The sequence below is a fragment of the Streptomyces violaceus genome, from assembly GCF_036014075.1.
Lineage (GTDB): Bacteria > Actinomycetota > Actinomycetes > Streptomycetales > Streptomycetaceae > Streptomyces > Streptomyces violaceus.
Genome location: NZ_CP107911.1, coordinates 5,903,766 through 5,926,234, shown reverse-complemented (window position 1 = coordinate 5,926,234; position 22,469 = coordinate 5,903,766). Strand labels below are relative to the sequence as shown.

At 69.8% G+C, this 22,469-nt stretch carries 21 protein-coding genes; 5 read left to right on the top strand and 16 right to left on the bottom strand.

Annotation, left to right across the window (positions count from 1 at the left end):
* Positions 1-4 precede the first annotated feature (4 nt).
* The 9 genes from OG542_RS26760 to OG542_RS26720 all read right to left on the bottom strand — a co-directional run bounded on the left by OG542_RS26760 (position 5) and on the right by OG542_RS26720 (position 7,774).
* Entirely contained in the window at positions 5-316 is a 312-nt protein-coding gene (locus tag OG542_RS26760; RefSeq protein WP_328413989.1) for a hypothetical protein, read from the bottom strand.
* A 30-nt stretch (positions 317-346) separates the two neighbouring features.
* Positions 347-802 (bottom strand): HD domain-containing protein, encoded by a 456-nt coding sequence (locus tag OG542_RS26755; RefSeq protein ID WP_328413987.1) that lies wholly within the window; start codon positions 800-802, stop codon positions 347-349.
* Positions 803-887: 85 nt separating this feature from the next.
* Positions 888-2,087, bottom strand: a complete 1,200-nt coding sequence (locus OG542_RS26750) for a DUF6508 domain-containing protein (protein ID WP_328413985.1) — start codon at positions 2,085-2,087, stop codon at positions 888-890.
* Positions 2,088-2,291: 204 nt separating this feature from the next.
* Positions 2,292-2,690: a hypothetical protein gene (locus tag OG542_RS26745; RefSeq protein ID WP_328413983.1), complete on the bottom strand. Its 399-nt coding sequence runs from the start codon at positions 2,688-2,690 to the stop codon at positions 2,292-2,294.
* Positions 2,691-2,749: 59 nt separating this feature from the next.
* Positions 2,750-5,275 carry an ADP-ribosyltransferase gene (locus tag OG542_RS26740; RefSeq protein WP_328413981.1) on the bottom strand — a complete coding sequence of 842 codons (2,526 nt, stop codon included), beginning with the start codon at positions 5,273-5,275 and terminating at the stop codon, positions 2,750-2,752.
* Entirely contained in the window at positions 5,272-5,661 is a 390-nt protein-coding gene (locus OG542_RS26735; protein ID WP_408057795.1) for a DUF6507 family protein, read from the bottom strand. Before OG542_RS26735 ends, OG542_RS26740 begins: the two co-directional genes overlap by 4 nt.
* Positions 5,662-5,726: 65 nt before the next feature.
* On the bottom strand, positions 5,727-6,041 hold the full coding sequence (locus OG542_RS26730) for a pore-forming ESAT-6 family protein (protein WP_328413977.1): 315 nt from the start codon (positions 6,039-6,041) through the stop codon (positions 5,727-5,729).
* A 59-nt stretch (positions 6,042-6,100) separates the two neighbouring features.
* On the bottom strand, positions 6,101-6,427 hold the full coding sequence (locus tag OG542_RS26725; protein WP_053671823.1) for a hypothetical protein: 327 nt from the start codon (positions 6,425-6,427) through the stop codon (positions 6,101-6,103).
* Between the two features lie 168 nt (positions 6,428-6,595).
* Positions 6,596-7,774 carry a PP2C family protein-serine/threonine phosphatase gene (locus OG542_RS26720; RefSeq protein ID WP_328413972.1) on the bottom strand — a complete coding sequence of 393 codons (1,179 nt, stop codon included), beginning with the start codon at positions 7,772-7,774 and terminating at the stop codon, positions 6,596-6,598.
* 162 nt (positions 7,775-7,936) lie between these two features.
* Between OG542_RS26720 and OG542_RS26715 the strand changes: the two genes are divergently transcribed.
* On the top strand, positions 7,937-9,196 hold the full coding sequence (locus OG542_RS26715; RefSeq protein ID WP_328413970.1) for a GNAT family N-acetyltransferase: 1,260 nt from the start codon (positions 7,937-7,939) through the stop codon (positions 9,194-9,196).
* Positions 9,197-9,209: 13 nt separating this feature from the next.
* Here the strand turns inward: OG542_RS26715 and OG542_RS26710 are convergent, their stop codons facing one another.
* Positions 9,210-10,019 (bottom strand): Fpg/Nei family DNA glycosylase, encoded by an 810-nt coding sequence (locus tag OG542_RS26710; protein WP_328413968.1) that lies wholly within the window; start codon positions 10,017-10,019, stop codon positions 9,210-9,212.
* An 882-nt stretch (positions 10,020-10,901) separates the two neighbouring features.
* Entirely contained in the window at positions 10,902-11,399 is a 498-nt protein-coding gene (locus OG542_RS26705) for a ribose-5-phosphate isomerase (RefSeq protein WP_193478076.1), read from the bottom strand.
* A gap of 279 nt (positions 11,400-11,678) precedes the next feature.
* Between OG542_RS26705 and OG542_RS26700 the strand changes: the two genes are divergently transcribed.
* Positions 11,679-13,178 (top strand): amino acid permease, encoded by a 1,500-nt coding sequence (locus tag OG542_RS26700; RefSeq protein WP_261682305.1) that lies wholly within the window; start codon positions 11,679-11,681, stop codon positions 13,176-13,178.
* Between the two features lie 112 nt (positions 13,179-13,290).
* Here the strand turns inward: OG542_RS26700 and OG542_RS26695 are convergent, their stop codons facing one another.
* Positions 13,291-15,102 carry a protein kinase domain-containing protein gene (locus OG542_RS26695; protein WP_408057794.1) on the bottom strand — a complete coding sequence of 604 codons (1,812 nt, stop codon included), beginning with the start codon at positions 15,100-15,102 and terminating at the stop codon, positions 13,291-13,293.
* A gap of 241 nt (positions 15,103-15,343) precedes the next feature.
* On the opposite strand from OG542_RS26695, the gene OG542_RS26690 reads away from it, so the two are divergent.
* Positions 15,344-16,069, top strand: coding sequence for a hypothetical protein (locus OG542_RS26690; protein WP_328413966.1), 726 nt, complete (start codon positions 15,344-15,346; stop codon positions 16,067-16,069).
* Between the two features lie 121 nt (positions 16,070-16,190).
* Here OG542_RS26690 and OG542_RS26685 read toward each other — a convergent pair whose 3' ends face one another.
* A complete protein-coding gene (locus OG542_RS26685; protein WP_328413964.1) occupies positions 16,191-16,772 on the bottom strand; it encodes a biotin transporter BioY in 582 nt (193 codons plus the stop codon).
* A gap of 403 nt (positions 16,773-17,175) precedes the next feature.
* Between OG542_RS26685 and OG542_RS26680 the strand changes: the two genes are divergently transcribed.
* Together OG542_RS26680 and OG542_RS26675 are read left to right on the top strand one after the other, a co-directional pair.
* The gene (locus tag OG542_RS26680) at positions 17,176-18,555 is read left to right on the top strand and encodes an amino acid permease (protein ID WP_328413962.1); all 1,380 of its coding nucleotides are present in this window, start codon (positions 17,176-17,178) and stop codon (positions 18,553-18,555) included.
* A gap of 131 nt (positions 18,556-18,686) precedes the next feature.
* Positions 18,687-19,334, top strand: a complete 648-nt coding sequence (locus OG542_RS26675) for a superoxide dismutase (protein ID WP_328413960.1) — start codon at positions 18,687-18,689, stop codon at positions 19,332-19,334.
* Between the two features lie 115 nt (positions 19,335-19,449).
* Here OG542_RS26675 and OG542_RS26670 read toward each other — a convergent pair whose 3' ends face one another.
* From OG542_RS26670 to OG542_RS26660, 3 genes are read right to left on the bottom strand one after another with little or no spacing between them, the layout of a single operon-like run.
* The gene (locus tag OG542_RS26670; RefSeq protein ID WP_261679686.1) at positions 19,450-20,226 is read right to left on the bottom strand and encodes an SAM-dependent methyltransferase; all 777 of its coding nucleotides are present in this window, start codon (positions 20,224-20,226) and stop codon (positions 19,450-19,452) included.
* A gap of 12 nt (positions 20,227-20,238) precedes the next feature.
* Entirely contained in the window at positions 20,239-20,862 is a 624-nt protein-coding gene (locus OG542_RS26665) for a histidine phosphatase family protein (RefSeq protein ID WP_328413957.1), read from the bottom strand.
* Positions 20,859-22,340, bottom strand: coding sequence for an FGGY-family carbohydrate kinase (locus tag OG542_RS26660; protein ID WP_328413956.1), 1,482 nt, complete (start codon positions 22,338-22,340; stop codon positions 20,859-20,861). Before OG542_RS26660 ends, OG542_RS26665 begins: the two co-directional genes overlap by 4 nt.
* Positions 22,341-22,469 lie beyond the last annotated feature (129 nt).

The following is a 22,469-nucleotide window of genomic DNA, read 5'->3' as shown; positions in this document are numbered from 1 at the left end:
CCGTTCACTGCTTCTCCGCACCCTTGCCGCCAGCACCGCTCGCGGAGGCGCTGGGCGTCGGGTTGTACAGCTGCTCCTGCTGCTGTTGCTGCTTCCTCTCCTCCGCCTTCTGCTTCGCCAGCGTGGCTTGCAGGAAGGACCAGCCGATACAGCCGGCGCACAGTACGGCGGCGATCGCGATGCCCGCGAACATCTTGCCGAACCGCTCGTCCGCCGTCCGCCGTGCGCGCTGCGCACCGAACAGCAGTGCGTCGCGCATCCGGCGCCGGCGCACCGCCACCGACTCCAGCAGCTGGCTGTCGTAGTCCCGTGCCATTCAGTCGTCCTGTGCTCTGTTGGTGCGTGGTCAGTCGGCCGGGGCCAGACCGAGGTGCTTCCGCATGGCGGCGTACTTCTGCGTGAGCCGCCGGGCGGTGTGCTCGTCGAGTGCGGCGAGGCGGTGGGGGTCGGCGTTGTGCGCGAGGTCGGCCGACTTGACCAGCCGGGCGCCCGGTGTGGCCAGGATCCGGCGGGCGTACGCCTCCGGTTCCTCACCCGGCCGCTTGGTCATGGCTCGTACGACGTCCTTGGTGTGCTGCGTGAGCGCGGCCGCGTCGAGCCACTCCTCGCTGAGGACGCCGTCCTCCAGCGCGTCGTGCAGCCAGGCGGCGGCGACCAGCTCGTCGCTTCCGCCCCGGGCACGAACGCCCTCGGCGACGGCCGACAGATGCTCGGCGTACGGCCGTCCGGCCTTGTCCGTCTGTCCGGCGTGCGCGGCGCGAGCGACGGCCTCGACCTCGTCGAGACCCATCATCTGCTGCATGCCGATCCCCCTAGCTTCGCTTTCGCAACATAGGACATGAACGTGGCGCGAGTACAACCGGGGTGCAACGGGCCCCCGAGTGTTCTCACACCCCTCCGGACAGCCCCGTCACGATCATGAAGAGCACCCACAGCACAGGGATCAGGGCGATGTACGCGCGGGGTCGTCGGCGTACCGGCACGCCGGGGTCGTAGCGCGGGCCGAGCGTGCCCGGTCCCGGCGCGGGGAGCTTCTTCACCTTCCGCACTGCGAGGACGTTGCGGAGCAGCGTCAACGGCGCGAAGACGAAGAGGGAGAGGGGACTCCACCAGCCCCAGGCGAGGGTGTGAGCGGTCAGCGCCCGGTACACGGCCAGCCCGCACGTCATGCACATCGGGCCGTCCGTCTTCCGGAAGCCCATGAGGACGACGAGGCCTCGGTGAGCGCGGAAAGCGACGTCCGCGGCGGGAGAACCTCCGCAGAACCTGCACATCGGGAGGGCCGGATCCGGGGGTTCCGGAAGGTCCGGATGCGGCAGGCGGCGGACCTGGCCGATGTCGGGCGCCGGCGCGTCGACCCGGGAAGGGGGCTGCGCGGCGGCAGGGTCCGTGTACCAGGCGCGCAGCGAATGGGCGACGGCGTCCAGGAGGCCGCTCTGCAGAGCCTTGTCGATGATCCCGTCGCAGAATTTCTCCCCGCGCACCACGGCGGTGGCGGCCCGCACGGCGTCGGCGGGCCGCAGTCCGCCCTGCGGCGGGAGCGTGGGCATGGGGTTGTCCATCCACCGGTGCTCGGGCGTGACGGCACCGACGCGATGGAGGGCGTGGACGGCCCGGTCCACCCCCTTGCTGTATTTGGGGAACGGCACGTGGAGGGCACCGCTCGGCGACTTCTGCCCACCGCCCCATTGCACGTCCCGGTCCTCGTCCGTGAGCGCGTCGAAGGCGTCGGCAAGTTCCCGCCACGCCTCGGGGTCGTCACGGTCGAGCTGAGTGAGGAGACGCTGGTCGTCGGCCGGGGTGACGATGCGGGCGAGTTCCTCGACGGCTTCGGCGCCGAGGGCTTCGGTGACGGGTCCGACGCCGGGTTCGTGGCTGAGCAGGTGGAGGACGCCGAGGGGCGTGAGCCCGCGGTCACGGGCCTCGCGGATCCGGCGGTACCACTCCATGCCCGCTTCGTAGGCACTGGTGCTGCTGGCACTGCGGTTGATCCACTCGACGTCACCGGCGTCCGCGTCCGCCCAGGCATATCCGATCACCTCTCCGTCGAGGGCGGTGACGGCGATGTAGTGCACGGGGTTGGTCACGCTGTTGTCTCATGGGTTCTCATCCGGAAGCGGGCGGGTCAGCTGGTCGCCCGTCGCAAGGGAATTGCTGGCAGCGGCGCTCGGGCCTGGCTGGAGGTTGCCGTACGTCTCGACGAAGGCCGGTGTGTCTTTTTCCCTCGTCGACCGGCTGATCCAGAGGGTTCCGCAGTTCATGAGCAGCGGCGTCGTCCTTACCGGCCGGGCTCAGCCACCAGAGGCCTGCTCCTTGAGAACGGCAAGCGTCGGGGCCTCAGAGAGAGAGCCCGGAACTGCGTGGCTCTGCTTGCCGTCCTTCACGCCGCGCGCCAGCTCGGCGAGTAGGGCAGTGGGAGCGAGCTGCCGGTCCTTGCCTGCGCGCAGAGCCCGCACCCACCTACCGCCGGCATTTACGGCGTTGGCCGACAGCCCCGGCGGCACGACCCAGCCAGCCGCATCGTCCTCGTCGTTGGCCCAGACGTAACCGATGACAGTGCCTGTACTGTCGGCGACGCTCAAGTAGACGACGGGCCCATCCGTGGTGACGCTGTACGTCTCCGGGCCTGCCACCTGCTTGAACTGCAGGTTTTCTTCGAAGCGTGACGTGATTGGTTTCTCGCTGCTCATGAAGTCCATTCTCCTGTGTGTCGGCACGGCCCGCGACTAAGTCTCTCCGGAGGCGTGCGCTAAGGCCGCCTCGGCAAGACCTCTCCATAGACGTGCCACTTGCCGGCCGTGTCCTGGAAGACGCGCGTCACCTTGTACTGCGAACCGCGAGCGAGCAACAACTCCCGCTCGCCCTTGTTGAGGGAGATGTGGTCGATCCATAGGGCCGGTGTGCCCTTCGGTACCCGGAGGTGCATGATCATCGGCTGGTGGTCGAAGGCTGCGGTCTTGCCGAGCGACGTGGAGGTGAACCCATCGTCCGTGAAGGTTCTACCCTCCATGTCCAGTAGCGAGTTCACCTCTTTGAGGACGTGGTCGTATTCCGTCCCTCGGACGACCATGACGTCCTCGGGGACAGGACGGCCGCCCATGACACGGTCCATGTCGTCGACGAGCTCCTGAACCTGGGGCTTCAGGGGCACGTCGATGTTCCGCAGCTGGCCGTTGATGCTCTTGTAGTAGAAACTGCTGTACCTCTCCAGCGCCCCCATGGGCTTGGAGTCGAGGTTGTCCAGGAAGTCGTTCCAGTACGTGTCGCCGTATGCCTTGCCCGCTTCGTCGCTGGTGCTGGGGTAGGGGTTGGTGCCCCGCTCCAGCTCCGCCGTGGCCACCGCGTGCCGCTCCGCGTCGGTGGCCAGGTCGTCGAAGTCGTCCGCCGACATGATCGGCTTGTACTCGAACGGCTCTCCGGCCCCTCTGTGCCCCGGTACGTCAGTGCCCTGGTGTCCCGAAGTCACCGGCGTGTCGGTGCCGTGATGTGCAGCGGCGTCCGCCACTCCGTGGCCGACGTCCGTATGGTCGCCGGTGTGCACCGCGTCGTCCCCGTGTCCGGCGCTGTGCGAGGCATCGTCGGCGTGACCGGCGTCAGGGGCGTCGTAGCCGTGACCACCAGCGCCGGGGATGTCGTGACCGCCTGTGTGCGGCGCGGTGGTCGGGGTCGTGTCGTACGAGGACGGCGGTGGTGTCTGGTCGTACGTCGAGCGAGCCGGTGCGTGATCGTACATACCTGGCGACGGCACCTGACCGTACGTGCCCGGCGGCTGCGGCACGTGGTCATACGCGGACGGGGCCGGCGTCGTGTCGAAGGCACCGCCCGGGGTGTGGCTCGCTGCCGTGGCCGGCGTGGGGACGCTGTAGGGGCCGGCGTTCGGCGGGTTGTAGTGACCGGCTTGGGCCGCGTTGTCCACCGTGTGCACGGCTCCGTTGGCGCCCCCGTGCGCCCCCGCGTACGGGGAGGTCTCGGCGCCCTGTGTCGTCCAGTGAGCCGGAAGCGTCGGCGCGTTCCCGTGCGGGACCGTCGGGCCTGTGCTGTGGGGAACCGGCGTCGCGTCGATGGTGCCGGTGGGCGCGACGAGATTGCCGTTCGGGGCCAGTTGGTGGCCGTCCGGGAGGTGGACCGAGCCGTCGGGGAGGGTGGGGATGTCGATGTTGCCGACGCCCTTCAGGCCCTTGGTGATGTCGCCGATCTTCGACAGGCCGGCACCGGCGCCCTTGGCGATGTAGGTCATCGGGTCGATGACCCGGCCTGCCTTGCCCGCCACCGAGAGGGCCTTGGCGACCGCGCCGGCCTTGCCCGCACCCGCGGCGGCGGCACCCGCACCGCCGGTGAAGACCGTGGTCAGCACGTTGAACGTGACCGCACCCGCCGCACGAGCGGGGTTCTTGCCCCACTCGTCCCAGGCCACCAGAGCCTTGCCCGTCTCCTTCATCGCCGTACGCGACTCACGCAGCCAGGACGGCATGTCCTTGTCCGACGCCGTCCAGAACTGGGCGTTCGCCCCGGGGATCGCGGTGATGACCAGGCCGGTGGCGAGCTGCGCCAGGCCCTTCCAGGCCTGCTTCATCGCATCCCAGCCGCCGAAACCCACCAGCGTGCCCAGGCCCTTGATCGTGCCCCACACGCCGTCGACGATCAGGCCGTCCCACACGAAGGACTTCACCCAGTGGCCGACCTCGTACCACTTGTGCTTCTCCTCCACCGGGTCACCCCAGGGAAGCTTCGCGTTCTTCATGTCCCCGGCGTTGAAGCCGTACTGGTTCTTCTTCTTCGAACCGTCCCCGGCCACCATCTGCGTTCCGCCCCACAGGGCGGTGATCTTGTTGTGGCAGGTCCGCTCCGCCGCCCAGAACGCCGCCACCGTCGCGGTGATGTCGTCCCGCAGCTGATTGTGCTCGTCGACCTTGTCCTCGTCGTACTCCCACTCGTCGTCGTCCTTCACCGAAGTGACAAAGGCTGCGGCATCCGCCTTCAACCGCTTCAGCTTCGCCACCAACGGCCGGACTTCCGTGGCATACGACGACAGCGCACCCGACACGGTCTCCAGATCGTCGGCGAATGCGTCCGCCTTCTCCTTCACCGGCTTCGTCGTGCCGAACAGCTGCTCCGCCTCCGGAGCCCGGTAGTAGGCCGACAGCCCCTGGAAGCGGGAGTGGATGTCACCACCGGTATCCCGGATGTGACCCGCGTCCTTCTTCAGGTCGGCGTAATCCGTCTCCAGCTGCTCCAAGTTCCCCGTGAACTGTGGGATCTTCTCCGGCTGAATCACTTCTTACCGGCTCCCGGCAGATCCACCGGGGGCGCCTTCAGCGTGTTGCGCTGCGCCTCCGCCGCCATCTCCTCGTCACCGTTCAGATATGCCGTGGTCGCATCCACCGCGCCCTGCAACGACTTACCCGCCCGCGCCGCGACGAACTTCAGATCCTTCGCCGCATGCTCCGCGAACTGCGACAACGCGAGAGCCACCAGACCGCCCTGCGCCTTCTCTCCGCCCTCACCGCCACCCTCGGCGGAAACCGTGCCCGCGCTGGACGCCGCCGACGTCAGATGTTCCCCGAACGCCGTCGCATACTTCTCCAGCTTCGACGCCGCGTCACCCGTCGTCGTCAGCACATGAGAAATACCCTGCGGCTTCAAATCCCAGCCGGGCACCACAAACCCCCGTCACACATCACTACCGACTACACCGAACAGAAACGGACACGACAACCAGCGACACTTCAGCCGATGTTGTCCACGGCCGCCTTCGCCCGCTGAATCGTCGACTGCGCCGTCCCGTCGTTCTTCTCCAGCGTCGACTTCAGCAGATGAATGATGTTCTTCACCTCTTGCGAGGCGTTGTTCCACCGCTTTTCCTTGCCGTGGTACTCATCCGCCACACCGTCCGCCGTGAAGTCCGCCATCGCCGCCTTCACCTGCTTGTCACGCTGGGCGATCAACGACTCCAGACGGCCGATCACCACCTGAATGTTGGACTGCGCATCCGTCGACGCACCCAGGTCATACGACCGACGGTCCGAACCCGCGCCTGCCATCACACACCACTCCCCGAAAAACCGAACAGACAGAACCAAGCACAGAAAGGACAGACGGGTCAGCGGAAGCGCGCGGCGTCGAAGTTCGCCGCCGACATCTGCTGACGCGCGTTGTCACCCTGCTCCTGGTCGCCCGAGGAGAACGCCGAGTCCATGCCGGACTGACCGCCCAGAATCGCCGACAGCGACGAGTTCAGATCCGATGCGATCCGGTCCGCCCGCGTCTTGAACTGGTCGAACATCACACGACCAGAACCGTTGAACTTGCCCTCCAGCGGCTGTGCCGCCGCCACCAACTGCCGGACCAGACCACCCAGGTCATCCGTCGAACCACGCGTGTCACGCTGCAACGACGACAGTGTCTGCGCACCCATGTCGAACTTCATCCTGCTGGCTCGCCTCCCCCGTATGGGCCACAACGGCGGCCCTCAAAGCCGCCTCAAGTCTCTCTGTAGTCTCTATCAACACAACAGTTGCCTATGCAATCTAGGTCCGAGCCGCTCACAGAAGCGGCACGGAACCATGACCAAGTGTTGGGTCGGCCGTGCCGTGCGTCAGCGGGCGGACGCCACCGTCATGCCGTCTCGGCAGATCAGCAGCAGGGCCCGGTCGTCGTTGACGTCCTTGGCCACCGCTTCGATGAGGTGCCAGGCGGCGCCGTGGAAGCCGCCTGCGACGTAGCGGTCGGCCTCGCCGGTGAGGCGGTCGATGCCCTCGACGATGTCGCGGTCGGAGGTCTCCACCAGGCCGTCCGTGAACAGCATCAGCACGTCGCCCGGGCGCAGCGAGCCCTTCACGGGGTCGAACTGGGCGCCGTCGTACACACCGAGGAGCGGGCCCTCGGCCGCCTTCTCCTCCCAGCGTCCGGTGCCCGCGCTGAGCTGCAGGCCCGGCGGGTGCCCGGCGGAGTAGAGCTCGTAGTCGCCGGAGTCCAGGTCGAGGACCAGGTGGATGGAGGTGGCGAAGCCCTCGTCCCAGTCCTGGCGGAGCAGGTAGCCGTTCGCGGCGGGAAGGAAGGCGTGCGGCGGGAGGGAGCCCAGCAGGCCGCCGAACGCGCCGGACAGGAGCAGGGCGCGGGAGCCCGCGTCCATGCCCTTGCCGGAGACGTCGGTGAGGACGACCTCGAGCGTACGGCCGCCGTTGGTGCGGGCCGCCACCACGAAGTCGCCCGAGAAGGACTGGCCGCCCGCCGGTCGCAGCGCCATCTCCTGGTGCCAGCCGCCCGGCAGGTCGGGCAGCTTGCTCTGCACCCGGATGCGTTCGCGCAGGTCGAAGAGCATGGTGCCGCCGCGTCGCCAGGGCACACCCACCCGGCTGCGGAACTGGGCCAGCAGCAGCCCGAAGAAACCGCAGGCCGCGACCACCAGCACGATGCCCGGAGTGACCCTCGAGGGCCCCTCCGTGTACGGGCCCAGTTGCACCGACTCCACGATCAGCGCCGTGGCCGCCGCCGCGTACAGGCCGAGCAGGCTCGCCGGGCGCAGCACCAGGCCGCCCACGACGACGGGCAGGACGAGCGCGACCGGCGAGAACCAGACCGAGTTCGCCAGTGTCGCCGCCGCGATCAGCGGCACGGTCAGGAGCAGACCGGCCAGGGCGATCCAGTCCGAGCCGTCACCGCGGAAGTAGTCCACGGCGGCTCGGCGCAGGCCGACGCGGGCCCGGTGCCACTGCTTCTTCAACCGGGCCGTGAACGTGTCGGCTTCCGCGCGCCGCTCTCGTCCTGATGCCATTAGTTCGGGACCCTATCCATCGGACCGGCTGCTTGGCACGGGAGGTCCCACTTGTCCCCCGTCCGAGGGCCGAGATCACAGTGAACTTCACAGCGCGCCGCCTCGCCGCCACCTGCGAGAAATTTGCTCGCTCGTCCCGCATCGCCCTGGTAGGCATGGTTCATGGTGACTGACGCGACCGGCTCCGCGTACGACCTGCGGGTGCTGCGGCGGGATGATTGGGACAAGTGGTACGAGACCCTGATCCGGGGCTTCGGCGGGGTGCCGGAGTCCGCCGAGGAACGGGAGTTGTGGAACTCGCTGACCGAATTTGACCGTTCACTCGGCGTCTGGGACGGGGACGAGTGCGTGGGGACGGCCGGGGCGTTCAGTTTCCGGCTCACGGTGCCCGGCGGCGCCGCGGTGCCGGCCGCGGGCGTCACCATGGTCAGCGTGGCCGCCACGCATCGCCGGCGCGGGGTTCTGACGTCGATGATGCGGCGGCAGCTGGACGACGTCCGTGCGTGGGGTGAGCCGCTGGCCGTGCTCACGGCCTCCGAGCCGGCGATCTACGGGCGGTTCGGATACGGGAGTGCCACCTTCCAGTTGAACGCCGAGATCGACACGACCCGGGTGCGGCTCACGTCGCTGCCGGCGGATACGGATGCCGTGCGCGTGCGGTACGCCGTTCCGGCCGATGTCCTCGACGTGTGCGAGGCGGTGTACGCCAGGCTGGTTCCGGCGCGGCCCGGGATGCTGGCCCGGCAGCCCGGCTGGGAGCGGCTCGGGCTGCTCGATCCGGAGAGCGAGCGGGAGGGGGCGTCGCCGCTGCAGTGCGTCGTCGCCGAGCGGGACGGCGAGACGGTCGGGTACGCGCGGTATCGCATCAAACCGGGCTGGGAGGCCAGCGGGCCCAACGGCACGGTGATTCTGGAGAACTCGGCCGCGCTGGACCCCGCGGCGGACGCTGCGCTGTGGCGGTTCCTGTTCGGTATCGACCTGACGTCGTCGCTGGTGGTGCGGGGGCGGGGCCGGCCGGTGGACGACGCGTGGCGGCACTGGGTGTCCGACATCCGGCGGTGCCGGCCGCGGTTGGGGGACTCGCTGTACGTACGGCCGGTGGAGCTGGGGGCCGCGCTGGCGGCGCGGACGTATCAGGCGCCGGTGGATGTGGTGTTCGAGGTGGAGGACGCGTTCTGTCCCTGGAACGCCGGGCGTTGGCGGCTCAGCGGGGACGCGAAGGGGGCGTCCTGTGAGCGTACGGCGGATGCGGCGGATGTCGCCCTGTCCGTGCGGGAGTTGGGGGCGGCGTATCTCGGGGGTGTGTCGCTGGCCTCGCTGGGAGCGGCGGGGCGTGTGCGGGAGGTGCGGCAGGGGGCCTTGGCGGAGGCCTCGCTGGGGTTCGGGGCCGGTGTGGCGCCGTGGTTGCCGTACAACTTCTGAGGTCGGGGGTTCCTCAGGGGCGTTGGCAGGTCGGGCACCAGAAGAGGTTGCGGGCGGCGAGGTCGGCGGTGCGGATCTCGGTGCCGCAGAGGTGGCAGGGCTGGTTGGCCCTGCGGTAGACGTACACCTCGCCGCCGTGGTCGTCCACGCGGGGTGGGCGGCCCATCGCCTCCGGGGTGTGTTCCGGGCGGACGGTGTCGATGCGGTTGTTGCGGACACCCTCGTGCATGAGCTCGACCAGGTCGGTCCAGATCGCGTGCCACTCGGGCGGGGTGATGTCCTTGCCGGGGCGGTACGGGTCGATGCGGTGCCGGAAGAGGACCTCCGCGCGGTAGACGTTTCCTACGCCTGCGATGACCTTCTGGTCCATGAGGAGGGCGGCGATCGTCGTACGGCTGCGGGCGATACGGCGGTACGCGGTGTCCGGGTCGGCGTCCTCACGGAGGGGGTCGGGGCCGAGGCGGTCGTGTATCGCCTGCTTCTCCGGGGGTGTGATCAGGGCGCAGGTGGTGGGGCCTCGGAGGTCTACGTACGCGGTGTCGTTCGCGAGGCGGAGGCGGACCGTGTCGGTGGGCGGGGGTGCGGGGGCCGGGCCGAAGGTGACCTTGCCGAAGAGGCCGAGGTGGATGTGGATCCAGTCAGTGTCGCGGAAGCCGAGGAAGAGGTGTTTGCCGTGGGCTTCGGTGTGGGTGAGCTCCGTGCCGGTGAGGAGGGTGGCGGCGTCGGTGAACTTGCCCTGGGGGCTGGTGGTTCGGGGGGCTGTGCCGAGGAAGGCGGCGGCGTAGTCCTGGGCCAGGCGGTGGATGGTGTGGCCTTCTGGCACGGGTTCTCCTGTGGTTGTTGCCTTTGCCTCGGGGCTCCGCCCGGGACCGAGCTTTCCCACCCGCCCGCCCGAAGCAGTTCGTCAAGGGGTTGAGGCCGAAAGGCATCGGGGCTCCGCCCCGGACCCCGGCGGGGACTGCGTCCCCCGCACCCCTCGCGGGGCTCCGCCCCCGCACCCCGCCAGGGGGTGCGCCCCCTGGACCCCGCGCTGGGCTCGGACACTGGACCGGCGTCTGACTCGTCACCGGACCGGGTCGGACTGGTCACTGGGCCTGGGTCTGACTCATCTCTGAGCCTGCGCCTGCTTCGTCGCTGGGCCCGCGCCTGCTTTGTCGCTGAGCTTGGGCCTGATACTTCACGAGGCCCGCCCCTGCTTCATCACGGAGTCCGCGTCCGCTTCATCACGGAGCCTGCGCCTGCTCCGTTGCTGGGCTAGAGCCTGCTTCGTCATAGGGCCCGCGCCCGCCTCGTCGCTGAGCTTGGGCCTGATTCTCCACGAGGCCCGCCCCTTCGTCACGGAGTCCGCGTCCGCTTCATCACGGAGCCTGCGCCTGCTTCGCCACAGATCCTGCGCCCGCTTCGTCACTGGGCTTGAGCCTGCTTCGTAGCTGGGACCGCTCCTGCTTCCTCGATGGACTTGGGCCGGGGTCCGCACTAGACCTGCCGTGGCTCGGCGCGGGGCCCGCGGCGGGCTCGGGGCCCGGACCTGCGGGCGGCTCGGCCCTGGGGTCGCGGCGCGCTTGAGCCGTGCCCGAGTCGCGGTCGAGGCGAAACCGGGGGGCTTGCCACGGGAGCCGGAGTCCGGAGCCGCGGGGCGGGGGTTGCGCCTCGCGTCCCTATGCCGCGAGCTCGCCTCTCGGCTCACATGGCCGGTCTCAGCAGCTCAGGCGTCGGGGCCCTGCTGGGGGTGGTGCGGCGGGATCGGGGGGAGGTCGCCCGTTGTCTCGTACGTCTTGAGCATGTCGATTCGACGGGTGTGACGTTCGTCACCGGAGTACGGGGTGGCGAGGAACGTCTCGATGAAGGCCGTCGCCTCGTCCTGTGAGTGCATGCGCGCGCCCACGGCGACGACGTTGGCGTTGTTGTGCTGGCGGCCGAGGGCCGCCGTCTCCTCGCTCCAGGCGAGGGCCGCGCGGACGCCCTTGACCTTGTTGGCCGCGATCTGCTCGCCGTTGCCGGAACCGCCGATGACGACGCCGAGTGCGTCGGGGTCCGCGGCCGTCCGCTCCGCGGCGCGGAGGCAGAAGGGCGGGTAGTCGTCCTGGGCGTCGTAGATGTGCGGGCCACAGTCGACGGGGTCGTGACCCGCCGCCTTCAGCCAGTCGACGAGGTGGTTCTTGAGTTCGTAGCCGGCATGGTCCGAGCCGAGGTACACGCGCATGGGACGAGTGTGACACGGGTGTTTCGGGGAAGGCGCGCGGGGTGGCGCTCATGAAAACGTGAGGCGAATGTGAGCCGCATTACGGAACCTCAGGAAAACCTCAAGTAACAATCTGGATTCAAAGGTTCTCGAAACTGTTCGCCTCAGATTCACTGGACCGGCTCGTACACCCGCCCGTACGAGGACCCGTACACCGTCATGCCGCGACACACCCCGTTCGTACGGCTCGTGCGGCTCCGTACGGAAGAACAGCTCCCCGGCGCAAAGGAAATCCGTTCCATGACCTCGCAGCCGACACCGAAGACGACAGGAAACGACCCCGGAGGGACCGGAGAACCCGGCGGACCGGGCGGCAGCTCCGGGCTGCAGGCCGGGCTCAAGAACCGGCATCTGTCGATGATCGCCATCGGTGGCGTCATCGGAGCCGGGCTCTTCGTGGGGTCCAGCTCCGGTATCGCCACCGCAGGCCCCGGCATTCTCCTTTCATACGCCCTCGTCGGCACGCTCGTGGTGCTGGTGATGCGGATGCTCGGTGAGATGTCGGCCGCCAACCCGACCTCGGGTTCCTTCTCCGCGCACGCCGACCGGGCGCTCGGCCCCTGGGCCGGTTTCTCCATCGGCTGGCTGTACTGGTTCTTCTGGGTCGTGGTGCTCGCGGTCGAGGCGACCGCCGGTGCCGTAATCCTGGAGGGCTGGATCCCGGCCGTGCCGCAGTGGGCCTGGGCCCTGATCGTGATGCTGGTCCTCACCGCGACCAACCTGGTCTCCGTTGGGTCCTACGGCGAGTTCGAGTTCTGGTTCGCCGGGATCAAGGTGGTCGCGATCGCCGCGTTCATCGTCATCGGCGGTCTCGCGGTCTTCGGGCTGCTCCCGGGTGTCGACAGCGAACAGGCCGGGCTGAGCAACCTCACCCAGCACGGTGGCTTCCTGCCCCATGGCGCCGGCGCCATCCTCACCGGTGTGCTCCTGGTCGTCTTCTCCTTCATGGGCAGCGAGATCGCCACCCTGGCCGCCGGTGAGTCCGAGAACCCGCAGCAGGCCGTCACCAAGGCCACCAACAGCATCATCTGGCGAGTCGCCGTCTTCTACCTCGGTTCGATCTTCGTCGTGGTCGCCCTGCTGCCGTGGGACAGCAAGTCCATCACCGACGACGGCTCCTACGTCGCCGCGCTCGACTCCCTGGGCATTCCGCACGCCGGTCAGATCATGAACTTCATCGTGCTGACCTCGGTGCTGTCCTGTCTCAACTCCGGTCTCTACACCGCCTCCCGCATGGCCTTCTCCCTCGGCCAGCGCGGTGACGCGCCGAAGTCCTTCGCCCGCACGACCGGCAACGGTGTGCCGCGCACGGCGATCCTCGCCTCCGTCGCGTTCGGCTTCGTCGCCGTCTTCTTCAACTACAAGTTCCCGGACTCCGTCTTCCTCTTCCTCGTGAACTCCAGTGGCGCCGTCGCCCTGTTCGTGTGGCTGGTGATCTGCTTCTCCCAGCTGCGGATGCGGAAGATCATCCAGGCGGAGGCGCCGGAGAAGCTCGTGGTCAAGATGTGGCTGTACCCGTATCTGACCTGGGCGACGGCCGGGCTGATCGTGTTCATCCTCGGCTACATGCTCACCGACACCGAGCACGACGGGCGCAGGACGATTCTGCTGTCGCTGCTCGTCGCGGCGGTGGTGCTCGCCATCGCCTTCGTGAAGCACCGGGGCCGCGGCCGCCGGGGCGCCGACGCCGCGCAGGTCCAGGTTCCGGACGAGTCCCGGGACGAGGTCTCGGCCGGCTGACCGGCGGGCGCTCGCCTCTTCGTTGGGGGGCCTGCGGTGCGTGTTCTTCTTTTCCGGACGCGCGCCGCAGGCCCCCCTTTTTTTGTGTCCCTACAGCACCGTGTTTTTGTCCCTACAGCACCGTGAAGCTGTCCTTGACCTTCTCGTACGTGGACAGGGCCTCCTCCTGTATCCCGGACTGGTACCAGGTGTTGATCTGGTACGACTTGCCGCCCACGTTGAAGCCGAGCAGACGGGCGTGCCAGCGGACGTCCTCCAGCGTGAAGGTGTACTCCCAGACCACCGCCGGGTGACCGCGGAACGTCGTCTCCTCCAGGCGGATCTTGCGGTAGTCCTGGCCCTGGTGGGCGTTGCGTTCCGAGGTCTGCCAGGTCTCCAGGAGGTCGCCGCGGGCCAGGGCGGACTTGCCGACCAGTTCCTGGGCGCCGTCCGGGGAGGTGTAGTGCACCTCCGCGCCCGTCTTCACGTCCCGCCGCCAGCCGTCCGGTGTCGCCCAGGCGAACCCACCGGCCTCCCGGTGCGTGCCCGGCGGCAGGCTCCGCGGCCGGGCCGTGCCCTCGACGGTGGATGTGGGTGTGGGTGTCGGGGTGGAGCCGGTGGTGGGGGGTGCGGAGACCGAGGGGCCCGCGCGGGTGTCGTCGTCGCCCGGTGAGCCGGACGACGTCGCCAGGATGATTCCTACGACGGCACCGGCCGCCGCGAGCGTGGCCGCCGCGGCGGCGAGCATCCTGCGGCGGTGGCCCGCGCGGGCGCGGGTCACGGCCGGGACCACGGGGCCGGGGAGTTCGCCCGGCGGCATCGGGGCAGGTAGCGGCGTGGCATGGGGACGGCACTCGGTCGCTGCCTGTGCGCGGGTGAGGGAGACGGGGCTCGGGCTGTGGGTGGTGGTCGCGCGGCGGTCGGAACGGGCCGTGTTCGGCTGCGCCTTCGCGGCGGGTTTCGTGGTGGGTTCCGGTTCCGCGTGCAGGTCCCGTTCCGGTTCCGCGTGCAGGTCCGGTTCCGGTCCCGTTTCCCGCTCCGGCCGTCCCTGCTCAAGACCCTCTCCCCCCAAGGTGTCCTCGAGGCCGGACGCTCCCAGCCCCACCGACACCGTCGGCGTGGGAACCGGAAACGCCACCGCTTCCAGGGCCGTTTCCAGGTCCTCCAGGTTCGGGCGGGTCGACGGGTCCTTTTGCAGGAGGGCCGTCAGGATGTCGCGCAACGGGCTGGAGGCGGCGGGGAGTTCGGGTTCCTCGTACAGGACCGCGTGCAGGGTTGCCAGCGTGGTGTCGCGGGCGAAGGGAGAGCGGCCGCCCAGGGCCGCGCAGAGGGTCGCGCCGAGGGACCAGTTGTCGGAGGGCGGGCCCTGCGGGCGGCCGGAGATGCGCTCGGGGGCCATGTAGTCGGGCGAGCCGACCAGCATCCCGACCATCGTGAGTGCCTTCGCGTCCTGGATCGCGGCGATGCCGAAGTCCGTGAGGACGACGCGCCGTTCAGGGGAGCCGGGGACCGGGCCCCGGCCGGAACCCGCGACGCCACGGCGTCCTGATCCGGCCGACCCGACCGCGTTCTCCACCAGGACGTTCCCGGGCTTGATGTCCCGGTGTAGAACGCCCCGCGCATGAACCTGCCGTAAGGCCGCGACCAGGCCGAGCCCGATCCGGGCCGTTTCGCAGGGGCGCAGGGGGCCGTCCTCCGCCAGGATCCGTTCGAGGGAACGGCCGGCCACCAACTCCATGACGATCCACAGACGTTCGCCCTCGTCGACCACGTCGTAGACCCGTACGACGTTGGGGTGGTCGATCCGGGCCGTGGCCCTGGCCTCGCGCAGGGTGCGTTCGCGGCGCGTCCTGCTGTCCTCCGCGTCGAGACCGTCGATCCGCATTTCCTTGACGGCGACCGGTCTGTCGAGCATTTCGTCGGCGGCTCGCCACACCCGCCCCATTCCCCCCTGACCGATACTTTCGACCAACCGATAGCGCCCCGTCACCAATATCCCTGGAACACCGCCGCTATTCGCATTCACCGGCAATTCGCTGCACCCCCTCCACGACGCCGCGACCGCCTCCAGTGAAACACAACGGTCACACTTCGCGCCGTACCAGGATAGTGCGGCGAAATCTTGTGGTACCTCTTTCAGTGCTGCGAATTCAGGCGCAGCCCAGGGGGACGCAAGGGGGGCGAACATGAGTTCTCGTCGTACGGCCGTGGTCGTGGGGCCACTGGTCGCGGCATCATTCTCGGCGGTGCTGATCCTTTCCGGCACTGCCGGCGCGGAGGGCGGAGGACCCGCAAGCAGCAAGGGTGGAAAGGTAGTCGACGAAGCACCGGCCGGGGTGAAGCTCACCACGCTGCTGCCCGAGAAGATCTCGGTCGACAACGGTTCGAAAAAGACGGCGATTACCGCCACCGTGAAGAACGAGGGGAGCAAGGACAGCGGGAGGATCAGGCTGCTGGTCGTCGGTTTCGACGGGCTCGTGGTCAAGAACGTCGAGGGTTGTTCCGCGATACCCGATAACGCCCTTCCGGAGGGTTCGAACAGCGGTTTCGCCTGTACCGTCGACAATCTCGCGGCCGGTAAGTCGAAGTCCTATTCCGTCGACGCGACGTACGACCTGAGCAAGGTCGGAAAGATCTGTCTGCCCGTCCAGACCGACGACGGGAAGAAGACGTTCTGGCAGCAGGGCCCGGTGCCGTTCGGCACGGCCAACCCGTCGCCGGACGCCCCGGCCACGCCCCTGCTGCTCGGCACCGACAACAAGCCGGTGTCCCCGGGCGGCAAGGAGCTGGCGGAGACCGGTCCGGCACGTGATCTGCTGCCGTTGGGCGCGGCGGGGGCCTCGCTGCTCGCGGCGGGCACGGCCGGAATGTGGTGGTCCCGGCGGCGGGTGCCAGGGCGTCAGGCGGGCTGAACCGGCCGCGACATGTCAGGAACGGTGCCATGACGCACGAGAGGCTCGCCGGGCTGAGGGAACACCCCCGGCGAGCCTCTCCTGCGCGACCGCTGCGTCAGCGGCTGCGTCGGCGACTGCGTCAGCGCTTGTCGGCGAGCTTCCAGGCCGTCGGCAGCGCCCCCATCGCCAGCGCCGCCTTCAGCGCGTCGCCGATCAGGAACGGCGTGAGGCCGGCCGCGATCGCGGCGGTGGCGGACATGCCGGTGGAGAGGGCCAGGTAGGGCACGCCGACGGCGTAGATGATCGCCTCGCCCACCAGCATCGTGCCCGCCATGCGCAGCATCGAGCGGTCGGCACCGCGGCGGGCCAGGGCGCCCACGACGGTGGCGGCGAGGAGCATGCCGAGGATGTAGCCGAAGGAGGGGAGGACACCCGAGGTGCCCTGCGCGAACCACGGCACGCCCGCGACGCCCGCCACCGCGTACAGCGCGAGCGCGAGGAGGCCGCGGCCGGCGCCGAGGGACGTGCCGACGAGCAGCGCGGCGAAGGTCTGTCCGGTCACCGGCACCGGGGAGCCCGGCACGGGCACCGAGAGCTGGGCGGCGAGCCCGGTGAGCGCGGCGCCGCCGAGCACGAGGGCCGCGTCCCGGACACGGGAAGCGGGGAGCAGGTCGGCGAGGACCTGCCCGGTGCGGGCGGGCGTGGCGGCAGCGGTGCTCATGGGGACTCCGCGAGGATGAGGGTCGGTCGGGACACGGTGACGCTATCCCAGCGCCCTCGCCCTGATCACCGTCAGCGCTCCACAAAGCGGCGAACGCGCGGTTGGTTGAATCCGAACAAAAGGTGGGCGTTACACCGAGCGTGACGTGATGCCGGTCACTGAGGCAGCGCGGCTTCGGTCACGGACTCGGCGGTGAAGCGGACTGTAGGGTTTCGCCAAATGCCCTCCACCACGGGTGCCCTTGACTTCCGCGACCGGCGTCCACCCTCCGTTCCCGGGGCCTCACGGCGTGCGTTCCACATGTCCGCATGCTGGACAGCTCTCCCTTCCGGGCGAAGGGACCACCCAGACTGGCGGCGTTTTTGCCCTCTCTCGCCTCTCACGCATTGGACGAGCCGCGCCCATGCCCAGCACCACCACCGGGACGCCGCCCAGCACGGACGACGTCTCCCTCTCCCATGGCCTGAAGCAGCGCCACCTCTCGATGATCGCCCTCGGCGGCGTGATCGGTGCCGGTCTGTTCGTCGGCTCCGGCGCCGGCATCGCCGCGGCAGGTCCGTCGATCGTGGTCGCCTACGCCCTCTCCGGTCTCCTCGTGATGCTGGTGATGCGGATGCTCGGCGAGATGTCGGCCGCGTATCCCTCGTCGGGTTCGTTCTCGGCGCACGCGGAGCGGGCGATCGGCCCCTGGGCCGGGTTCACCGCCGGGTGGGCGTTCTGGGTGCTCCTCTGTACGGCCGTGGGCCTGGAGGGCATCGGGGCCGCGGAGATCGTCAGCGGCTGGCTGCCGGGCACCCCGGAGTGGGCGTGGGTGGCGCTGTTCATGGTCGTCTTCTGCGGGACGAACCTCGCGGCCGTGAAGAACTTCGGCGAGTTCGAGTTCTGGTTCGCGGCCCTGAAGGTCGGCGCGATCACCCTGTTCCTGGTGCTCGGCGTCCTGGCGATCGCCGGTGTCCTGCCCGGCACGGACTCGCCGGGCGCGAGCCATCTCACCGACTTCATGCCGAACGGCGGCGAGGGCCTCGTCATCGGCCTGCTCGCCTCGGTCTTCGCCTACGGCGGCCTGGAGACGGTCACCATCGCGGCGGCCGAGTCGGAGAACCCCGTCAAGGGCGTGGCGAGCGCGGTCCGTACGGCGATGTGGCGCATCGCGCTGTTCTACGTCGGCTCGATGGCCGTCATCGTCACCCTGGTGCCCTGGGACTCCAAGGAGGTCGTCGAGAAGGGACCGTACGTCGCCGCCCTGGACGAGCTGGGCATCCCCGGCGCCGGGCAGCTGATGAACGTGGTCGTGCTGGTGGCCCTGCTGTCCGCCATGAACGCCAACGTCTACGGCGCCTCGCGCATCGCCTACTCCCTGGTGGAGCGCGGCCAGGGCCCGAAGGTGCTGGGCCGCGTCTCGGGCGGGGTGCCGCGGATCGCCGTACTGGCGTCCTCCGTCTTCGGGTTCCTGTGCGTGCTGCTGAGCTACTGGCGGCCGGACGACGTCTTCGCCTGGCTGCTGAACATGATCGGCGCGGTGATCCTGGTCGTCTGGATCTTCATCGCCGTCTCGCAACTGCGACTGCGCCGCCGTCTGGAGCGCGAGGCGCCCGAGAAGCTGGTCGTGCGGATGTGGTTGTTCCCGTGGCTGACGTGGGTCGCGCTGGCCGGGATGGCCGCCGTCTTCGTCCTGATGGCCCGGGAGCCGGACACGCGGGTGCAGTTGTACTCGACGGGCGGGATGACGCTGGTGCTGGCGGCCGTCGGGTACGCGTGGCAGAAGGCGCGCGCCAGGCAGTAGGACTCCCATGGTGAAGGCCCCGCGAGACACGCGGGGGCCTTTTGCGTGCCCTGCTCACCCCTCGGCGCCATCCTGCTGCTAGCTTGTAGTTGCAAGCTTGTTGCAATAAGAGGTTCGGAGGGTTATCCGCCATGCCCGTCTACACGCTGCCCGAGCTCCCGTACGACTACTCCGCGCTCGCCCCCGTGATCAGCCCCGAGATCATCGAGCTGCACCACGACAAGCACCACGCGGCCTATGTGAAAGGTGCCAACGACACACTGGAGCAGCTTGCGGAGGCGCGGGACAAGGAGACCTGGGGGTCGATCAACGGGCTGGAGAAGAACCTGGCCTTCCACCTCTCCGGGCACATCCTGCACAGCATCTACTGGCAGAACATGACCGGCCCCAAGGACGGTGGCGGGGAGCCGCTGGCCACCGACGGCGTGGGTGAGCTCGCGGACGCGATCACCGAGTCCTTCGGTTCCTACGCGAACTTCAAGGCCCAGCTGACCAAGGCCTCCGCGACCACGCAGGGTTCGGGCTGGGGCGTGCTCGCTTACGAGCCGCTGAGCGGGCGGCTGATCGTGGAGCAGGTCTACGACCACCAGGGCAACGTCGGCCAGGGCGCCACCCCGATCCTCGTCTTCGACGCCTGGGAGCACGCCTTCTACCTGCAGTACCGCAACCAGAAGGTCGACTTCATCGAGGCGATGTGGCAGGTCGTCAACTGGCAGGACGTGGCCCGGCGTTACGAGGCCGCCAAGTCCCGAGCGGACGTGCTGCTGCTGGCCCCCTGAGGCCGATTGAAGCGTCCTGCCTCGTGATCGTCTTCTCACCCTTCACGGCGGCGGGCGGAAAGAAGGAAGCCCCCGCGAGGACATGACTCGCGGGGGTTTCCCGTGTCCGGCGGGGTCAGGGCTTGCGGCCGAGCCCGCCGTGCTGGCCGATCGCCTCCGTGGACGCGCCCGGCTCGGGGTGCCACAGCGGTACCGAGACCACGCCGGGTTCCACCAGCTCCAGGCCCTCGAAGAAGGCCTCGATCTGCTCGACCGGCCGCAGGAAGTACGGGACCGCGCCGGTCTCGTTGTAGGCGTCCTGGGCCTGTTCGTAGGCCGGGTCGGTGCCGCGGGAGCCCTCGTTGAGGGAGAGGTGGCTGCCGGCGGGCAGACCGGCCAGGAGGCGGCGGACGAGGTCGCGGGCCTGGTCGTAGTCGGCCACGTGGCCCAGGATGCCGCTGAGGATCAGGGCGGTGGGGCGGGTGAGGTCGAGTGTCTTCCCGGCCGCCTCGATGATGCGCTCCGGCTCGAAGAGGCTGATGGGCTCGTACGCCGTCGCGCCCTCGGGCGTGGAGGTGAGCAGGGCGCGGGCGTGCGCGAGTACCAGGGGGTCGTTGTCGACGTAGACGACGCGCGACTCGGGGGCGAGGCGCTGGGCCACCTCGTGGGTGTTGTCGACGGTCGGCAGGCCGGTGCCGACGTCGAGGAACTGCCGTACGCCCGCCTCCCGGACGAGGTGGCGGATGGTGCGGCCGAGGAAGGCGCGGCTGCCACGGGCGATGGTGACGATGCCGGGGAACACGGCGGTGTAGGCGTCACCGGCCGCCTCGTCCACCGGGTAGTTGTCCTTGCCGCCCAGCCAGTAGTTCCAGATCCGGGCCGAGTGCGGCACCGAGGTGTCGATCTGCGTCATGGGCCCATAGTGCTACGGCACTTCCGCCTCGCAGGGCACATTGAGTGAGAGGAGTGCGGCGGAACCGTCGGAGTTCATGCGCAGTTCGCTGATCGCCGCGTTCCGCAACCGCGGGAGCACTCTGCGGTAGTCCCGGGGCGGGATCGACAGCAGTGTGCACAGCACCAGCCGCAGCAGGGTGTTGTGGGCGACGACCAGGACGCGTTCGCCGGAGTGGGCGGTGGCGATGTCCCGCAGGGCACGCACTCCACGGGCCGCCGCCGCCAGCGGGTCCTCGGCGCCGGGGAAGGAGTGCTCCACCGGGTCGGCCCGGTAGGCCGCGGCCCACTCCGGGTCCTCGGCCTCGAACTCGGCGAGCGTGCGGCCCTCGAGCACGCCGAAGTCGCATTCACGCAGGTGGGGTTCGCTCTGTGAGGTGAGGCCGAGGGCGCGGCAAGCGGGTTCGGCGGTGGCGACGGCCCGGGACAGCGGGGACGTCCAGATCGCGTCGACGGGGTGGGCGGCGGCCCACCGGCCCAGGGCCTCGGCCTGGGCGCGGCCGGTGTCGGTGAGGTCGATGTCGCTGATGCCGGCGTAGCGGTTCTCGGCGTGCCAGACGGTCTGTCCGTGACGGACCAGCAGAAGGGTCGTACTCATGACCCGGAAGTATCCCGGTTCAGCCGGCCGAGCGCGTGCGCGGCGACCGGGCCGGGCAGCCAGCCGCGGTCCCTCAGGGCGTCGACGAGACGCGCGTACGGCTCGGCGAAGGCCGCCGTGCGGCCGGGGCGGGGTTCGAGGACGGTCCGGACGCGGACCATGCGCTCGGCGACGTCGGCGAGCGCTCCGGCCCCCGATACCCCGTACGCGGCCAACGCCGCCATCCCCAGGGCCGGTTCCGTCTGCTCCGGGACGCGGGCCGGGCGGCCGAGGATGTCGGTGCGCAGCTGGTTCCAGTACGGGCTGCGGGCGCCGCCACCCGTGAAGGTGAGCGGGCCGTCGAGGGGGGCGCCGAGGTGGTGCAGATAGTCCAGGCACAGACGTTCCGCGAAGCCCACGCCCTGGAGCAGCGCGGCCCACAGCTCGGCGTCGTCCCCGGGGTCGCCGAGGACGAACCCGGTGGCCTCGGGTGCCCGGAACGGGAACCGCTCCCCCGGCGACACCAGCGGGTACGCGACCGCACGGGACGGCTCGAAGGCCGCCGCCCGCTCGTCCATGACCGCCGGGTCGGCCTCCGGGAAGTGCGCCGCGAGCGCCCCGGCGCCCACGCTCGACGCTCCGCCGGGCAGCCAGGTGTCGTCGGGGGCACGGTGGTTGTAGACCACGCCGGTGGGGTCCCGGACCGGGTCCCGGGCGGCTCCCTTGAGCACGAGCGTGGTGCCGAGCACCGAGTTCCAGGAGCCGGGCCGCAGCGCTCCCGAGGCGATCTGGGCCGCACAGCCGTCGGTCATGCCGGCGAGCACCGGGGTGCCGGCTGGGATGCCGGTGGCTTCGGCGGCCTGCGCGCAGATCTCGCCGAGGCGGGTGCCCGGGCGTACGACGTCGGGCAACAGACGGTCCGGGACGCCCAGTTGGGCCAGGGCGGCCTCCGGCCAGGCCTCCCGGCGCAGGTCGTAGCCCGTCTTGAGGGCGTGGCTGGAGTCGGCCGGGGGCGGTTCGCCGGTGAGGCGGGTGACGATCAGGTCGGGCTGGTGGGCGAGCCGCAGGCCGGGGCCGTACTCCCCCACCAGCCACAACGCCTTCGGCAGCGCCCACGTGTCCTGCACCGCGAGCCCCGTGTCCCGGGCCCGCGCCGCCTCCGGGGCCGCCCGCCCGTCGTCGTACATCAGCGCGGGGCTCACCGGCCGGCCCGAGCCGTCCGTGAGCAGCACCGTGCCGGACGTGCCGCACACCGCGAGTCCGCCGATCGGCAGGCCCGGCGGGGCGGAGCCGAGGGCCGCCCGGGACGCCGTGCACAGCGCCTCCCACCAGCGCTCCGGGTCCTGCTCGTGCCGCACCCCCTCGCGGCGCCCGGCCAGCGGGGCCGAGCCGCTGCCGAGGACCGTGCCGTCCGCGGTGACGAGCAGCACGCGAACGCTCTGCGTGCCCAGGTCGACGCCCAGCCAGCCCGCACCCTCGCCCGCACCCTCGTCCACCATCCGGAACCTCCCACGCCGTCGCAGTCGGATCTGTGAACTTCTCACTGTGCCCCGATATTTTCCCGTGCGCGAGGGATTGACGCCCAACTTCAGCCGTTCCACCCTCTGTTAACGAGTCGACTCGACGTG

What these genes read in the sequence shown, in the direction of transcription:
- OG542_RS26760 (WP_328413989.1), bottom strand. Translation starts at nt 316, where the DNA reads ATGGCACGGGACTACGACAGCCAGCTGCTGGAGTCGGTGGCGGTGCGC.
- OG542_RS26755 (WP_328413987.1), bottom strand. Translation starts at nt 802, where the DNA reads ATGCAGCAGATGATGGGTCTCGACGAGGTCGAGGCCGTCGCTCGCGCC.
- OG542_RS26745 (WP_328413983.1), bottom strand. Translation starts at nt 2,690, where the DNA reads ATGAGCAGCGAGAAACCAATCACGTCACGCTTCGAAGAAAACCTGCAG.
- OG542_RS26730 (WP_328413977.1), bottom strand. Translation starts at nt 6,041, where the DNA reads ATGGCAGGCGCGGGTTCGGACCGTCGGTCGTATGACCTGGGTGCGTCG.
- OG542_RS26725 (WP_053671823.1), bottom strand. Translation starts at nt 6,427, where the DNA reads ATGAAGTTCGACATGGGTGCGCAGACACTGTCGTCGTTGCAGCGTGAC.
- OG542_RS26720 (WP_328413972.1), bottom strand. Translation starts at nt 7,774, where the DNA reads ATGGCATCAGGACGAGAGCGGCGCGCGGAAGCCGACACGTTCACGGCC.
- OG542_RS26715 (WP_328413970.1), top strand. Translation starts at nt 7,937, where the DNA reads ATGGTGACTGACGCGACCGGCTCCGCGTACGACCTGCGGGTGCTGCGG.
- OG542_RS26705 (WP_193478076.1), bottom strand. Translation starts at nt 11,399, where the DNA reads ATGCGCGTGTACCTCGGCTCGGACCATGCCGGCTACGAACTCAAGAAC.
- OG542_RS26700 (WP_261682305.1), top strand. Translation starts at nt 11,679, where the DNA reads ATGACCTCGCAGCCGACACCGAAGACGACAGGAAACGACCCCGGAGGG.
- OG542_RS26695 (WP_408057794.1), bottom strand. Translation starts at nt 15,102, where the DNA reads ATGGGGCGGGTGTGGCGAGCCGCCGACGAAATGCTCGACAGACCGGTC.
- OG542_RS26690 (WP_328413966.1), top strand. Translation starts at nt 15,344, where the DNA reads ATGAGTTCTCGTCGTACGGCCGTGGTCGTGGGGCCACTGGTCGCGGCA.
- OG542_RS26685 (WP_328413964.1), bottom strand. Translation starts at nt 16,772, where the DNA reads ATGAGCACCGCTGCCGCCACGCCCGCCCGCACCGGGCAGGTCCTCGCC.
- OG542_RS26680 (WP_328413962.1), top strand. Translation starts at nt 17,176, where the DNA reads ATGCCCAGCACCACCACCGGGACGCCGCCCAGCACGGACGACGTCTCC.
- OG542_RS26675 (WP_328413960.1), top strand. Translation starts at nt 18,687, where the DNA reads ATGCCCGTCTACACGCTGCCCGAGCTCCCGTACGACTACTCCGCGCTC.
- OG542_RS26670 (WP_261679686.1), bottom strand. Translation starts at nt 20,226, where the DNA reads ATGACGCAGATCGACACCTCGGTGCCGCACTCGGCCCGGATCTGGAAC.
- OG542_RS26665 (WP_328413957.1), bottom strand. Translation starts at nt 20,862, where the DNA reads ATGAGTACGACCCTTCTGCTGGTCCGTCACGGACAGACCGTCTGGCAC.
- OG542_RS26660 (WP_328413956.1), bottom strand. Translation starts at nt 22,340, where the DNA reads ATGGTGGACGAGGGTGCGGGCGAGGGTGCGGGCTGGCTGGGCGTCGAC.